General features: G+C 47.1%; 12 protein-coding genes. 5 read left to right on the plus strand and 7 right to left on the minus strand.

Translation table 11 applies throughout. The annotated features are described in order from the left end of the window. Positions 1-387 precede the first annotated feature (387 nt). The 3 genes from acs to actP all read left to right on the plus strand — a co-directional run bounded on the left by acs (position 388) and on the right by actP (position 4404). Positions 388-2343, plus strand: coding sequence for an acetate--CoA ligase (acs, locus tag J1C60_RS16765; RefSeq protein ID WP_128175677.1), 1956 nt, complete (start codon positions 388-390; stop codon positions 2341-2343). A 91-nt stretch (positions 2344-2434) separates the two neighbouring features. Continuing rightward, a complete protein-coding gene (locus J1C60_RS16770; RefSeq protein WP_128175678.1) occupies positions 2435-2746 on the plus strand; it encodes a DUF485 domain-containing protein in 312 nt (103 codons plus the stop codon). After that, the gene (gene actP / locus J1C60_RS16775; RefSeq protein ID WP_128175680.1) at positions 2743-4404 is read left to right on the plus strand and encodes a cation/acetate symporter ActP; all 1662 of its coding nucleotides are present in this window, start codon (positions 2743-2745) and stop codon (positions 4402-4404) included. The genes J1C60_RS16770 and actP overlap by 4 nt, the downstream gene beginning before the upstream one ends. 64 nt (positions 4405-4468) lie before the next feature. Here the strand turns inward: actP and J1C60_RS16780 are convergent, their stop codons facing one another. The 5 genes from J1C60_RS16780 to soxR form a co-directional block, all read right to left on the minus strand. Beyond that, positions 4469-5752 (minus strand): hypothetical protein, encoded by a 1284-nt coding sequence (locus tag J1C60_RS16780; RefSeq protein ID WP_128175682.1) that lies wholly within the window; start codon positions 5750-5752, stop codon positions 4469-4471. 346 nt (positions 5753-6098) lie between these two features. Continuing rightward, a complete protein-coding gene (locus tag J1C60_RS16785; protein WP_128175684.1) occupies positions 6099-7748 on the minus strand; it encodes a Na+/H+ antiporter in 1650 nt (549 codons plus the stop codon). A gap of 204 nt (positions 7749-7952) precedes the next feature. Next, the gene (locus tag J1C60_RS16790; protein ID WP_128175686.1) at positions 7953-9302 is read right to left on the minus strand and encodes an NCS2 family permease; all 1350 of its coding nucleotides are present in this window, start codon (positions 9300-9302) and stop codon (positions 7953-7955) included. Positions 9303-9584: 282 nt separating this feature from the next. Next, entirely contained in the window at positions 9585-10256 is a 672-nt protein-coding gene (locus J1C60_RS16795) for a glutathione S-transferase family protein (protein ID WP_128175687.1), read from the minus strand. 90 nt (positions 10257-10346) lie between these two features. After that, positions 10347-10820: a redox-sensitive transcriptional activator SoxR gene (soxR, locus tag J1C60_RS16800; protein WP_128175689.1), complete on the minus strand. Its 474-nt coding sequence runs from the start codon at positions 10818-10820 to the stop codon at positions 10347-10349. 89 nt (positions 10821-10909) lie between these two features. Between soxR and soxS the strand changes: the two genes are divergently transcribed. Together soxS and J1C60_RS16810 are read left to right on the plus strand one after the other, a co-directional pair. Beyond that, positions 10910-11341 (plus strand): superoxide response transcriptional regulator SoxS, encoded by a 432-nt coding sequence (soxS, locus tag J1C60_RS16805; RefSeq protein WP_128175691.1) that lies wholly within the window; start codon positions 10910-10912, stop codon positions 11339-11341. A gap of 479 nt (positions 11342-11820) precedes the next feature. After that, positions 11821-12102: a YjcB family protein gene (locus tag J1C60_RS16810; protein ID WP_128175693.1), complete on the plus strand. Its 282-nt coding sequence runs from the start codon at positions 11821-11823 to the stop codon at positions 12100-12102. 45 nt (positions 12103-12147) lie between these two features. Here J1C60_RS16810 and J1C60_RS16815 read toward each other — a convergent pair whose 3' ends face one another. Both J1C60_RS16815 and J1C60_RS16820 read right to left on the minus strand, forming a co-directional pair. After that, a complete protein-coding gene (locus J1C60_RS16815) occupies positions 12148-13098 on the minus strand; it encodes an ATP-grasp fold amidoligase family protein (RefSeq protein ID WP_128175695.1) in 951 nt (316 codons plus the stop codon). A gap of 8 nt (positions 13099-13106) precedes the next feature. Beyond that, positions 13107-14363, minus strand: coding sequence for an MATE family efflux transporter (locus J1C60_RS16820; RefSeq protein ID WP_128175697.1), 1257 nt, complete (start codon positions 14361-14363; stop codon positions 13107-13109). Positions 14364-14860 lie beyond the last annotated feature (497 nt).

Genomic DNA, 14860 nt, shown 5'->3' on the forward strand with positions numbered 1-14860 from the left:
AAATGCAACCCTTAGGTTGCATAAACACAACCTTTAGCGAGTTTGCACACGCTTCACGCACGTTAGCAGCATAAAATGTTAATTAGCATCTTGAATCTCATTTTCTATTATAATAATAAATGATTAACCTCATTGTAATATAAGTAAATGTACTGGATTAACTCCCCCCTTCAGCGCCACCGTTTTTTGTGAGGAAAGGGATCATTGATCTGCCATTACACCCGGATTCTTCACCTCATACGCTGAACGCTACCCATTAATAACCCTGCAAATTCCATCTCGTTGAATAATCCCGTGATCTATCGCGCAAAAAAGAAACAAAGCCTCTCCCCCTTCTTTTATTAACCTTCTCCTGACATATTATTAACATCTTGAAGGAGACCAGCCATGAGCCAAATACATAAACACCCCGTTCCCGCCAATATTGCGGAAAACACGTTGATCAATGCACAACAGTACCAGTCGATGTATCAGCAGTCGGTACAAGATCCCGAAGCTTTCTGGGGCGAACAAGGCAAAATACTTGACTGGATTAAACCCTATACCAAAGTAAAAAATACGTCATTTGCGCCAGGCAATATCGACATCCGCTGGTTTGAGGATGGTACGTTAAACCTTGCAGCTAACTGCCTTGATCGGCATTTACATGAACGAGGCGATCGTCCTGCTATTATCTGGGAAGGGGATGACGCCACCGAAAGCAAAACACTAAGTTTTCGTGAATTACATCGCGAAGTATGCCGCTTTGCCAACTCACTCAAAGAGTTGGGTATTAATAAAGGCGACGTTGTTGCGATTTATATGCCAATGGTGCCTGAAGCCGCGGTGGCAATGCTCGCTTGTGCTCGCATTGGTGCTGTACACTCCGTGATCTTTGGCGGTTTTTCACCCGAAGCCGTTGCTGGCCGTATCATCGACTCCAATGCCAAATTAGTCGTCACTGCCGATGAAGGCATCCGTGCCGGACGTGCGATCCCGTTGAAAAAGAATGTCGATGAGGCACTGAAAAACCCTAATGTGAAATCAGTGGCCAACGTTGTAGTGTTCCGCCGTACCGGCCAGGAGATTGCCTGGAAAAATGGTCGGGATCGTTGGTGGCATGAATTAATGAACAGTGCCTGCTCTCACCATCAACCAGAAGAGGTAAACGCAGAAGATCCCCTGTTTATCCTCTATACCTCAGGTTCTACCGGCAAGCCGAAAGGCGTTCTGCATACAACCGGCGGTTATCTGGTGTATGCCGCAACAACCTTCAAATATGTGTTTGATCACCATCCGGAAGATATCTACTGGTGCACTGCTGATGTGGGCTGGATCACCGGCCACAGTTACCTGTTGTATGGCCCACTGGCCTGTGGTGCCACCACACTTATGTTTGAAGGCGTGCCAAACTGGCCAAAACCAAGCCGCATGGCGGAGGTCGTCGATAAACACAAAGTGACGATTCTTTATACTGCCCCAACGGCGATCCGCGCACTTATGGCAGAAGGTGATAAAGCGATTGAAAATACCCATCGCACTTCATTACGCATTATGGGATCGGTAGGTGAGCCGATTAATCCGGAGGCCTGGGAGTGGTATCACAATAAAATTGGCGATGGTCGTTGCCCGATTGTTGATACCTGGTGGCAGACAGAAACCGGCGGCTTTATGATCACGCCCTTGCCTGGGGCAACCGAATTAAAAGCGGGTTCAGCGACAAAACCCTTCTTTGGCGTGCAGCCTGCGCTGGTGGATAACGAAGGGAATCCCCAGGAAGGGGCCTGTGAAGGTAACCTGGTGATTGTGGATTCATGGCCCGGCCAGGCTCGTACACTGTTCGGCGACCACGATCGCTTTGAGCAAACCTACTTTTCTACCTTCAAAAATATGTACTTCAGTGGCGACGGCGCACGTCGGGACGACGAGGGTGACTACTGGATCACCGGTCGTGTTGATGATGTATTAAACGTTTCTGGCCACCGTCTTGGCACTGCAGAGATCGAATCCGCACTGGTATCGCATCCGAAAATCGCTGAGGCAGCGGTTGTCGGTATTCCACATAACATAAAAGGGCAAGCGATCTACGCGTATATCACGCTTAATCACGGCGAAGAGCCATCGCCAGAGCTTTATACCGAAGTGCGTAACTGGGTGCGTAAAGAGATCGGCCCGATTGCCACACCCGATGTCTTGCACTGGACCGATTCGCTGCCCAAAACCCGCTCCGGCAAAATTATGCGACGTATCCTGCGTAAAATTGCTGCAGGCGACACCACCAATTTTGGTGATACTTCGACCCTCGCCGACCCCGGCGTTGTTGAGAAGCTGGTCGAAGAAAAACAATCCATTAAGATGCCTTAAGCCTTTCCCCCTTCCCCTTTTGGGAAGGGGATTCTAAGAGTCTGACCACGGACACGTTATACGGCCATTCTCTACCTCTGGAGATACTGTGATGAATGACGACATTTATTCGCGGATAGAAAAGAGCGCGCGTTTTAAAGAACTAGTCCATAAACGGCAAACCTTTGCCACTGTGCTCTCCCTGATTATGTTAGTGCTGTACGTTGGCTTTATTCTACTCATTGCTTTTGCTCCCGGCTGGCTTGGCACGCCGCTGCATGGGGGAACAAACGTTACACGAGGTATTCCGATTGGCATCGGACTCATCGTCATCTCATTCGTACTGACGGCAGTATATGTCTGGCGTGCAAACGGCGAGTTTGACCGTTTGACTAAACAGCTTCTCAGCGAGGTAAAAGGATGAAATTACGTTACTCAGGATTCGCTGCGCTGCTTCTGCTCTCATTTTCAACACTTGCCGCCGATGCCGTTAGCGGAGAGGTAAAGCAGCAGCCAACCAATTACGAAGCCATTATTATGTTCCTGGTCTTCGTGGCTGCTACGCTCGGTATCACTTACTGGGCATCGAAACGGACACGTTCGCGCAGTGATTATTATACTGCCGGCGGGAATATCACCGGTTTTCAAAACGGCCTGGCCATGGCCGGTGACTTTATGTCAGCGGCCTCCTTCCTCGGCATTTCAGCGCTGGTGTATACCTCCGGTTACGATGGCTTGATCTATTCGCTGGGCTTTCTGGTGGGCTGGCCCATCATTTTATTCTTGATTGCTGAGCGCCTGCGTAACCTCGGTCGCTATACTTTTGCTGATGTCGCCTCCTACCGTTTAAAGCAAAAACCGATCCGTACCCTTTCCGCCTGTGGCTCTCTGGTCGTCGTCGCGCTCTACCTGATTGCGCAGATGGTCGGTGCCGGTAAACTGATTCAACTGCTTTTTGGACTGGATTATCACATTGCCGTGGTGCTGGTGGGCATCCTGATGGTGTTGTATGTGCTGTTTGGCGGCATGCTGGCTACCACCTGGGTTCAGATCATTAAAGCGGTGTTGTTACTGTTTGGCGCATCCTTTATGGCGATTATGGTGATGAAAACCGTTGGATTTAGCTTTAACACGTTATTCACCGAGGCCATGGCCGTGCATCCGAAAGGACAGGAAATTATGCGACCCGGCGGACTGGTACACGATCCCATTTCCGCGCTCTCTCTGGGCCTGGGACTGATGTTTGGTACCGCCGGACTGCCCCATATCCTGATGCGTTTCTTTACCGTCAGTGATGCACGTGAAGCACGTAAAAGCGTGCTCTACGCCACCGGCTTTATGGGGTATTTCTACTTCCTGACATTTATTATTGGCTTCGGTGCAATCCTGTTAGTCGGCGCGAACCCCACATTTAAGGATGCCACTGGCTTGCTGATTGGCGGAAATAATATGGCCGCCGTTCATCTGGCCAGTGCCGTCGGCGGTAACCTGTTCCTGGGCTTTATCTCAGCGGTCGCGTTTGCCACGATTCTGGCGGTCGTGGCCGGATTAACGCTGGCAGGGGCATCCGCCGTGTCACATGATCTCTACGCCAGCGTCTTCCGCAAGGGAGAAGCCAGTGAACGGGAGGAGTTGCGGGTATCGAAAATCACCGTGCTAATTCTGGGTATCGTTGCCATTACACTGGGTATTATGTTTGAGAATCAAAACATTGCCTTTATGGTCGGGCTGGCGTTCTCGATTGCCGCCAGTTGCAATTTCCCGATTATTTTATTGTCAATGTATTGGTCAAAATTGACCACGCGCGGTGCCATGATTGGTGGCTGGATGGGGCTGCTGACGGCCGTGGTGTTAATGATTCTGGGACCAACGATTTGGGTGCAGGTTTTAGGTCATGCAAAGCCCATCTATCCTTATGAATATCCCGCTTTGTTCTCTATGCTGGCGGCCTTTATTGGTACCTGGCTGTTCTCCATCACCGATAGCTCAGCATCGGGTGGTGAGGAACGACTGCGTTTTCGCGCGCAGTTTGTCCGTTCGCAAACTGGCGTAGGGATTGAACAAAGCCATAAAAGTCACTAATGACAAAGGGCGGCAAAATGCCGCCCTTTGTCATGCAACTCGAATTATTTAGGGTATAGATTGACTATCGCATTGCCGTTAAAACATCTTTAATCGCTAATTTTTGTGACGCATTTATTTGCGTACATTTGTTTACCTGCTGCTGCAGCTCTGCCATATATTGTTTTTTTTCCGGGGAATCCCGGGAATAAACCTCATCAAGCGGCAAAAACAACCCTTGTGTTAGCGCCATCGGATCCTGGACCAGGGGGAGGTTATTTTTTAGGTTATTCAGCAATAATAATTTATCCTGGCGCGATAAATTAAGAGGAGTATTCAGTATCTCTTTCGTTAAATCACAAACCGCAACTTTCGTGCTCCGACTCCCTGTTTTCAAGGTGTCCGATAATACATAACGAACCAACTGCAGGCTCTCATCAGAAAGTCTATCTTGTCTTTTTACCGCATTTCCCAGCAACGCCAGGCTCAAGCTTTCCCCACCGGATTTATCCAATGTTTTCACAGCAAAAAATAATTCTGCAAAATCCTTCTGATTGCAGACTTGTGCCTTCAGAATCATCTGATCAAGTGGCTCAGGAGGTAAGCTGTAGCGGCTGCCGGTAAAATTAACGTCCACATTACCTTTAATGATCGATTGCTTCATATGAGCAGGTACGAGAACATTTTTAAAAAAAGGCAACCCCGTTGGTTGAATCACTTTTTCTGCCAGCCCGTTGGGCCATTTTACCTGAGCAAACTTTAAGTCCAGTACATAACTGCGTGCATCATACAACACATCCTCATAACCAGTAATATACCCAACCTTCACACCATGACGCGTTAAGTGCTCCCGCAGCCCGTAAAGGTATTCCCCCCCATTTTTCCCGGAATTACAGGCCTGGAGTTTAAGAATTCCCACTTCGCGCAATCCGTGAGAAATAAGATGGGTAGCCATCTGTTCAGCATTCAGATTACCAACGTGGGTAGTTGAACCGTGACCATGAATATCCAGCCGATCAGCCAGAGTGATGCGGCCAAAAGCATGCGCAGAAACATCCACTGACTTATCTGCGACAGTCTCAGCGCCAGGATCAGGGAACAGCATAAAACGGTTAGCCGCAGGCATTTTATACACATTAGCCGCAGCCTTTTCCCCACGAAAAATAATACCGTCTTCATCGGAAGAGAGTGTAAAACGCTGCTCTGGCCGCCATTTTCCCGGATAACTTTGCTGTGCTCCCCCCAGCGCAGTGAAACCTGCAGGAGCACTTTTACTCTCACTTTTCGCGGTAGTGCAGGCCTTCACATTAGCCTGCTTCGCCGTAACCAAGGCTGCAAGCGGGCCAAATAAGCGGTTATTAACAAACATGTTCATTCTCCCTCTTCATCCTTATACATTTAGTAGTGAAAACAGAGAGGAAGTTCTTAGTGTTATCTAATGAATCGAGCCTTGCCGGATAACAATATCAACGCTGGCACCGTGCTGAATAGACCATGCATTTCATGGCGGAATGGGTCAATGACTCACGGGGAGCTCACGACTCAACTTCGCTTCATGACTCGGCCCGGCCTGCCTGATATGCATAAGAGATTATGCGATATAAATGAGTCGCGTGTTGAGGCAAGGCCACTGAGCCTGCAGTATCCAGAAACACACATTATGAGGGCGAGAGCAAAAAAACGGGCCCTTGTAGAGCCCATGATTCACAACGGTATTACTCTTCTTTTTCAACCAGTAATGCTTCTAACAAATCCAAATCATGCGATAACTTCTGCATGGTTTCATTACTGATTTTCTGTGTCGCACGCAGATGATACAGTTCGCCCCGCTCGGCCCTCAGGGCGGTCAGACGGAAGCGACGTTCAAGATTTTCAGCAAAGAGTGAGCGTTCAACATCGTCTTTGCCATCAACACGGCGGCGCAAATTACCCACGACGCGCGCACTCACCTCTTTTAATAATTCCGGGTCAAGATTCTCTTCTGTATCCTGCACCAGGCGTTCTTCCATCTTGTACAGGCTTTCAATGGCAACACCGGCCATTATCGCCCGCGCCGACTGTACCTCACGGCGGTTAACCGATTTATCAATACCCGTAACACCGCGCAACAGGATAGGCAATAAAATCACCCCCACCAGCAATGAAAACAGAATGACGCCCATTGCCAGAAACACCAGTTCATAACGTGCAGGGAAGTCTTTACCGTCAGTTAACAGCAGCGGAATGGAGAGCACACCCGCTAGCGTTATCGCTCCGCGAACACCCGCAAAAGAGGCGATCAACAATTCTCTCGTCGAATAGTTTCCGAACTCCATTGGGCGGCTTTTTAGAAAACGCTTGCTAAAACGCTGCATGATCCAGAGCCAGCTAAAACGCACAATCATCAATGCTGCGTAGATCAAAACAATGTCAGTAAAAAGCATCCAGAGCTGGACGTTAGGATCGGCATCAGCCTGCGCAATAGACGTTTCCAAAATGCCCGGCAATTGTAGTCCCAACATCAGGAACACCATGCCGTTAAACACGAACTCCAGCATTTGCCAGACGCTATTAGCACGTAAACGCATCGCTAACGGTGCCTGACGCATAATGCCGGAACGGGTAATCGTCATCCCAGCCGCAACCGCCGCGAGAATACCGGATACACCAAGGTGCTCAGCAATCAGATAGGAGGCGAACGGCAACAGTAACAGCAGTACCGTTTGTGTGGCAGGATCGTCGCCACTGAGCCGGCTGAAGATACGTAGCGATTTACCAAATAACCAGCAAACGGCAATCCCCGCTAATAAACCGCCAATCGCCACTTTCAGAAATTCAATGCTGGCACCCGATACCGTAAACACCATCGTTCCCATCGCTACGGCAACGGCAAACTTGAGCGAAACCAGACCTGATGCATCATTCATCAGCGCCTCACCCTGCAGTATCGACATGATTTTTTTCGGAATACGCCCTTCACCGACGATACCGGATAAAGCGACGGCATCAGTCGGCGACAGTACAGCAGCCAGAGCAAAAGCAGCGATTAGCGGAATACCCGGTACGATCCACTCAATAAGGTAACCAATTCCCACTACAGTAATTAATACCAGTACCAGTGCAAGTCCAAGGATTTCTCGCCCGTGATGGAGAAATTCACTGGTCGGTGTTTTCCAGCCGTCGGCAAACAGTAGCGGCGGAATGAACAGCACTAAAAAAAGTTCCGGGTCGAAATCAACATGTAAGCCAAATGTTGGCCACGCCAGCAATGCACCGGCAGCAATTTGTACCAACGGCAACGGGATCTGAAATGGGATAATACGCGCGGCGACACCAGAAAGAGAAACAACCAGCGTCATGATAAGTATAGTAAAAAAGATTTCCATGCTGTCCTTTAGCCCCTTCTTCCGGCAGGCGTGATAAATACGAATACTGAGGTATATATGCCTCGTAAGATAGTAAAACAAAAAAGGTAACCAATTTAAAACAGGATGTGCGATTGAGGATAATAGAGACGATTTTTGGCAACAGCAGCGGATTCAGCAAATTATCCGGGGTAAGATAGCCCTCGCCCCGGACAATCCCCCGGTTTAAATCGCCCAGCCCCCCGCATAGAAGGCGACCAGTGCTACCGCAATCACTACCGTTCCGATATTCAGCTTACGCCATTCTCCGGCGAAAACACGGCCAATAACCAATGCGCCAAAGCCAAGCATGATGCCAGTGACAATATTACAGGTCAGCACGATAAACACCGCTGCCAGTAAACCTGACATCGCATCAACAAAATCAGTAAAGTCGATTTTGGATACGTTACTGAGCATCAATAGCCCCACATACATCAATGCGGGCGCCGTTGCATACGCCGGAACAAGATAAGCGAGTGGGGACATAAACAGGATGATCAGGAATAGCACCCCAACCACCACGGCCGTCAATCCCGTTTTTCCTCCTGCTGCCGTTCCTGCCGCAGATTCGATATAAACAGCTGCAGGCGCGGTACCCACCAGACTAGCGAAGATACTGCTAACAGAATCGGTTGTAAGCGCCTTGCCTCCGTTAATAATCTGATTATCTTTATCCAGCAGATTGGCCTGTCCGGCAACGGCACGGATCGTGCCCGTCGCATCAAATACCGCAGTCATCACCAACGCAAGCACACTTGGTAATACAGCAGGTTTCAACGCGCCGAGAATATCCAGGCCAAATACCAGCGAGTTCCCCTGCGCATCGCGTAAAGCAGGCATCGCAAACAGACCTTGCCAGGTCACACCTGGATCAAAAATCAATCCGATAATGGAGATCGCAATAATCGTTAGCAGGATGCCACCCGGTACACGTAATTTTTCCAGACCGAAAATAGCGGCCAGGCCAATCAGTGCCAGCATTACCTGAAAAGACGCAAAGTGCCCCAACGCAACGGGTAAGCCAGGCGCCGGATTCTTAACAACCAGACCAATACTGTCCGCCGCGATCAGCAGCAGGAATAAGCCGATTCCAACGCCCGTACCATGCGCCACGCCCATTGGGAGGTTACGCAGAATCCAGGCGCGGATCCCTGTTGCGGAGATAACCGTGAACAAAACGCCCATAAGGAATACGGCACCAAGTGCAACAGGTACGCTAATCTGCTGCCCCAACACCAGGCTAAAAGCGGTAAATGCCGTCAGCGAGATTGCACAACCAATCGCCATTGGCAGATTGGCCCACAGGCCCATAATAATTGAGCCAAAAGCCGCCACCAGGCAGGTTGAAACAAAGACAGCGGTAGGCGGAAAACCCGCTTTACCGAGCATTCCCGGCACAACAATGACCGAATACACCATCGCCAGGAAGGTCGTAAGGCCAGCCAAAACCTCCTGCCGCACGGTACTGCCCCGTGCAGAGATTTTAAACCAGGCGTCCAGAGAGCCGCCGGGCTGGCGAGAAGAAGTTGACATACAAAATATCCCCTGAGATTTATTATGATTTATCCGCATACGATGCTGTTGATAACGCGAGGTGACGATCTCTTCCCTGATCCAGTCTGAGTTTCACAAGCCCCGGTCGGGCATCACCAGGAAAAAGCAAACGATTACCTCACCGCGTATAAAAGCCGTATAAAAACCGTGTTTTTAACAGGCAAACGATTATCCTGCCTTTATCGCCGCATTTTCAACTGCTGTTTGCATCATAATTGCAGACAAGTTAACGAACGGTGGCGACGCGCCGTAGCGGGGTAACTACGATCGCGTAGAGAAATTCACTTCTCCGCCTTGCTGTTTGACACGTTGCCACGCGGCCCGCATCTGAATGTTATTCAGCCATGCCGTTGCATGCGGCATATTTTCCACACCACTTCGTGCAGCAAGTGCCTGAAGAGGAAAACTCATCTGAATATCAGCAATACTGAAGTGCTGCCCGGCAAACCAGGGATAAGTTGCCAGATGCTGTTCAATAAACTGCTGATGTATAACAATCTGTTTATTCAGAAAACCTTTCTGTACGCCTTTGCCAAAAGCCGCGCCAAGGGGGCGGAACAGTAAAGGCACCGGCGATTTCCCCATGCGGCTGAAAATCAACTTCATAACCAGCAGCGGCATTAGCGAACCTTCCGCATAATGTAGCCAATACCGTGACTGAAATTTTTCCTCTTCATCTGTGAGAGCAAGACGATATTCCGTATCATATTTGCCCTCAAGATACTCCAAAATAGCGCCGGACTCGGCGATTACGCGATTGCCATCCGTAATGACCGGAGACTTTCCTAATGGATGTACCTGCTTCAAAGACTCCGGTGCCAGTAAAGTCGCTTCGCGCTGATAATGCTTAATCTGGTAAGGCAGCTCCAGTTCTTCCAGCATCCATAGCACACGCTGGGAGCGAGAATTATTCAGGTGATGAACAGTAATCATGTGCAGCTCCTGTACTTAACGGCGAATGATAGTCTGAATAATAGGTCATCCGGCCAAAAAACCGACAACCTGAAGTATGGCAGGTCTATTTCAGGATTCATGCCCGATGGTAGGATCGAGTAAAATAGCCCCCGTCCCCTGCTGCGATAGACGATCGTTCGGGTTACGTAGCGGACAATCGCTCATTGATAAACAGCCACAACCAATACACCCATCCAGGTCATCTCGCAGGCGTGTTAGCGTAGCAATCCGTTTGTCCAACTCGTCACGCCACTGCTGAGTAAGCACAGCCCACGCTTTTACCGAGATCCTTTTATCCGCCGGCACATACATCAGATTCTCGCTCACCGTCGCCAGTGGAATACCGATACGTTGTGCAATTTTAATAATCGCTACACGCCGCAGCACATCACGACTATAGCGCCGCTGGTTACCTGCATTACGCGTACTGGCAATTAAGCCTTTTGATTCATAGAAATGGAGCGCTGAAACTGCCACGCCACTTCGCTTCGCCACTTCTCCGGGCGTCAGCACCATCTTTGGATAGCTGCGTTCTTTTTTCATTTGGCTCTTTACCTCAAGTTAACTTGAGGAATTATACTCCACCACCAACAGAACGATGAAATGAAAATCTCATGGGAAAGGATGAGGACATGATACATAACGAAATTATTCATACTCTGACTGACTGGATTGAACAGAACTTAGATAAAACCTTGTCTATCGATGAGGTTGCCGCCAAATCAGGATATTCAAAGTGGCACCTGCAGCGCATGTTTCGTACCGTAACGAAACAAACTTTAGGTGGTTACATCCGTGAAAGACGTTTGACGCTGGCCGCAGAGGCGCTTCATAAAACACAGCGGCCGGTATTTGATATCGCCATGCAATATGGATATGACTCACAACAAACTTTTTCGCGTGTTTTCCGCAAACAGTTCTCACAAACGCCGACGGCTTACCGCCACAGTATGCGCCGCCAGAGCTTACAGCGTCAGCATGTTTACAGTTTCGATTGCAGCGAAAACTTTGCCAGCTTTGCTCAACGTACCAACGGTGAGTGCTGTCCGGTGATTAACAGCTAGCGTTTCGCCTCTGGCAGATTTGGTTTTTCATGCAAAACATCGCCGCTTCTGCGCACTTCTCAATGTGTCCCTGCGGCGAGCAATACCATAGCGGTGTAAGGATTGCTCATTCCAAACGATCGAGCGTCTATCAACTCGTCATGGTCCGATCCGCAATTCCATTAAGCCAATCTTACATCGGCCCGACAACAGCGCGGAATATCCTCTGTCTCATACCGACTGTCTTGAAACCTGAGCCTGGTGAATGATCCGGCTTTATTTACGTTTGATCTGCATTTTGCCCAAGTGGGTTGCAGATATGGCCTGCGCCTTACGGGTGTAAATTTTGTTCAAATTTTCAAACCCACTGATATAATGTGACGCAAATCACATTATTGACGCTAATGTCCGTAGCCAGGGGGCCATCCTGACACTCCCCCGACGTTTAATGGTGATGCCAGTTTTCAGTGTCAGGGTATTTTCATCTGAAGAGGCGATGTATGGGCACCTTGACGGCCAGTGTAGTACTTATGCGTTGGGAGCTGCTGAGTGCAGTAATGATGTTTTTTGCCAGTACTTTCAAAATTAAGTGCCGCCAGCACCGCCATAATGCGATGGCTTTTATTTTTAGTGGGATCGGCATCGGTATGTCCTGCTGGTTCGTCACAGGTCTACTCGGCATTACGCTGAACCTCGAAAACGTTAATCACTTTTTTGAGCTAACGAAAAACGCGTTCTTTGATGTCATGGGCCAGTCTCCTGCCACATGGCCTGTACCATAAGAACAATGCCGGCAGTCATAAAACACATCAGCCTGCCGGATTGAATTACACTTTTTTTAGCAGCGCTGGAATATTTATCTGCGCTTCATCGGTGCCGGATAACGGCAGGGGCGTATGGTCCTGGAGCCACATATCTCCCATTAACCTGTCCAGCCCCCGGTCAAGCCCGGTAACCAATCCCGCGCCAGGCGTAAACGTCAGCTCGCCGAAATAGACCTGATTTTCGTGGATATACCAATCCACGCGCACATAATCGACATCTGATGCCAGAACTTTACTTAGCTCAAGAGCCTTAGTTAACGCAGGCAATTGTTCAGAAATATCCAGCCCGGTATCACGAATTTGATGAAAAACATCACACAGATTATTCACATAAAAGTTCATCGACAGAGAGGGGTGATCCCGATTATAAATGACCTGTAATACATATAAGAATCCGCCCTCTTTCCGGTTAAACATATGAAATTTATAGTCAATGGGCGGTTTTTTCCCATCACCAATATATTTTTCAACCAAAATCCTCGGCTTTATATATCGATAATGAATCTCCCGGGCCTCAACGGAGTAATCTTTCTGTAGCCATGTCTTGCAGTGGCTGATAATCCGCTGTTTCTGCAAAAAATCGGGTTCCTCCAGCAGAATATTAACCATATTCGAACCATGATTTGGCTTAATAACGATGTTTTTCCAACTATTTAACTCAAGCAACGTCGCTGGATCATCAGTTTCGTAAATAAGTGGAATTAGATAGTCTTTACCGATTGTCTTTTCAATATAATCACGCACCAGATATTTATCTGAAAGCCAGCCATAACGAAGATAGTCTCCATTAATGAACTTACGATACAGCACTTTTTCATTAAAGAGTATAGGTCGATGTATATTTGGCAATTTTTTGAATTTATAGAAATAATAAACTTTATCTTGATAAACCCAAGGCATTTTTTTAATGAAGTAATGCAAACTTCTTTTAATTTCATTTTTAAAATTAAACATACTTCACCTCATTTGTAAGTTTTGTAGTTAATTGAGGAAACGTGTATCTGTTTTATAACACCGTTTTTGAAAAAATAATTCATAACGGTCAGAGATAATAGCTCAGTGATAAAAACACTCCATGCAGCACCCATTAAACCAAACTGCTTGATTAATATCCATGAAGCGGGAAGGCTTATTATCATCAGACAAACTATTTTAATCAGAAGATAATTAAATCCTCCTTCCTTGACCATGTAACGATAAGCAACGGTGCCCATTGCAGAAAAGCAGGTAGCAATAGAGAGCACCGTTATAATTTTCCCTGATTGTAAGTAGTCATTTCCGTATAAAGTCACCACGATCTTTTCACCAAAAGCCATAATAATAAGTAACATAAAGAGTGAAACAGCCATAACATAGCCATGTAACCTGGCAGCAAGCTTCACCGCGACATCAGAGCGTTCTCTGAAGATTTCAGAGAAACTGGATGTAATAATCGCAATGGGGATGAATATCCATGATGCTGAGATAGTGTTTGCTGCGGTAAACAGTCCCAGATCGTGAGCCGAACCCACACCAACCAAAAAGAATTGCGCTGTTTTTACCTGTATTGAAATAAATATACTGGAAAGCGCCAGAGGCAAACCAGCATAAAGTAAATAACGAAAATATTTATTCTTGTTATGTACAGCAGGCCTGTCATCATGATTCGACTGATAAAAAAGATAACGCTTAATCAAGTATGGGAATAATGCCACAGAAATAATTGGCAATATCAGCCATGCCGGACTTATTTTAAACCAGGCAATGGAAAAACTCATAGTGAAACCAATGACCATCCCTGTAGCATTAGCCAGTGTATTACGTCGTGACTCCAGGCACGCATTGTTATAAACACTAAAGGTATCCTGGGTAATGAATAATGCCGAGAAAAATGATGCCAGAGCAAACGCAAAAAAATTCTGAGACATCATAAACCAAACATAACCCAACACGGGAAAAGAAAGGAGCAACAGCACTGCCATACGCATTTCTTTCGCAATGGTCATCAAACGGATACCTTTCTGTGTACTTTTACTGATGCGTTTAAACAAGATAGTTTCAGTACCAAAAATGGCTGCGGTTTGGACCACCGAAAAAAGTGAAGCTGAAAACGCCATTTGCCCAAATATTACAGGGCCAAAAGATTTCGCTACATAAGATGTCACGAAAATGACGCCAAAAACAGAAACGATTTTTTCAGACATCATCCAGATTGCATTTGATATTACACGATATTTCATTGAGAAATCCTTGATTTTCCCGATCTTTCACTATTCAACACATCCATGTACACCACCGATAAATTACGCGAACTGTTCCGACCTGCAGACACACTCTCTGTTCTAAATTCGGGAGTAATATTATTATTTATTAATATTTTGAATTTTTTACCTCATTTATTCTCTATAAATACCATCTTTCTCAATATCACTGTGGCACGGCTAAATCTGTAAAAAATGACGAGCTTCACATAAAATCGTGATGTAGAGAACGAGAACATTGATGAGATCGATTTCATTGCTGAAAAGTAGATCCTTCTCACCAGGATAAAAATGTAATCAAATAGAACAGTAGTTCTTTGGCATAGTTTGCACTGGCATGAGACGAATCTATATCAAAAAAAACCATATCGAAAGTCATCGCATCTCGATATCAATAAAATAAGACAAATCCCATGATGCTATTTATAAAATATAATTTAACTTAAGCCATGCAGTTAAAATCGCGCACTTAAAAA

Origin of the sequence: [Pantoea] beijingensis (assembly GCF_022647505.1) — a bacterium.
Lineage (GTDB): Bacteria > Pseudomonadota > Gammaproteobacteria > Enterobacterales > Enterobacteriaceae > Erwinia > Erwinia beijingensis.

Bases quoted from the DNA above. Each gene is read 5' to 3' on its own strand.
- acs (WP_128175677.1), top strand. From the start codon at position 388: ATGAGCCAAATACATAAACACCCCGTTCCCGCCAATATTGCGGAAAAC.
- J1C60_RS16770 (WP_128175678.1), top strand. From the start codon at position 2,435: ATGAATGACGACATTTATTCGCGGATAGAAAAGAGCGCGCGTTTTAAA.
- actP (WP_128175680.1), top strand. From the start codon at position 2,743: ATGAAATTACGTTACTCAGGATTCGCTGCGCTGCTTCTGCTCTCATTT.
- J1C60_RS16780 (WP_128175682.1), bottom strand. From the start codon at position 5,752: ATGTTTGTTAATAACCGCTTATTTGGCCCGCTTGCAGCCTTGGTTACG.
- J1C60_RS16785 (WP_128175684.1), bottom strand. From the start codon at position 7,748: ATGGAAATCTTTTTTACTATACTTATCATGACGCTGGTTGTTTCTCTT.
- J1C60_RS16790 (WP_128175686.1), bottom strand. From the start codon at position 9,302: ATGTCAACTTCTTCTCGCCAGCCCGGCGGCTCTCTGGACGCCTGGTTT.
- J1C60_RS16795 (WP_128175687.1), bottom strand. From the start codon at position 10,256: ATGATTACTGTTCATCACCTGAATAATTCTCGCTCCCAGCGTGTGCTA.
- soxR (WP_128175689.1), bottom strand. From the start codon at position 10,820: ATGAAAAAAGAACGCAGCTATCCAAAGATGGTGCTGACGCCCGGAGAA.
- soxS (WP_128175691.1), top strand. From the start codon at position 10,910: ATGATACATAACGAAATTATTCATACTCTGACTGACTGGATTGAACAG.
- J1C60_RS16810 (WP_128175693.1), top strand. From the start codon at position 11,821: ATGGGCACCTTGACGGCCAGTGTAGTACTTATGCGTTGGGAGCTGCTG.
- J1C60_RS16815 (WP_128175695.1), bottom strand. From the start codon at position 13,098: ATGTTTAATTTTAAAAATGAAATTAAAAGAAGTTTGCATTACTTCATT.
- J1C60_RS16820 (WP_128175697.1), bottom strand. From the start codon at position 14,363: ATGAAATATCGTGTAATATCAAATGCAATCTGGATGATGTCTGAAAAA.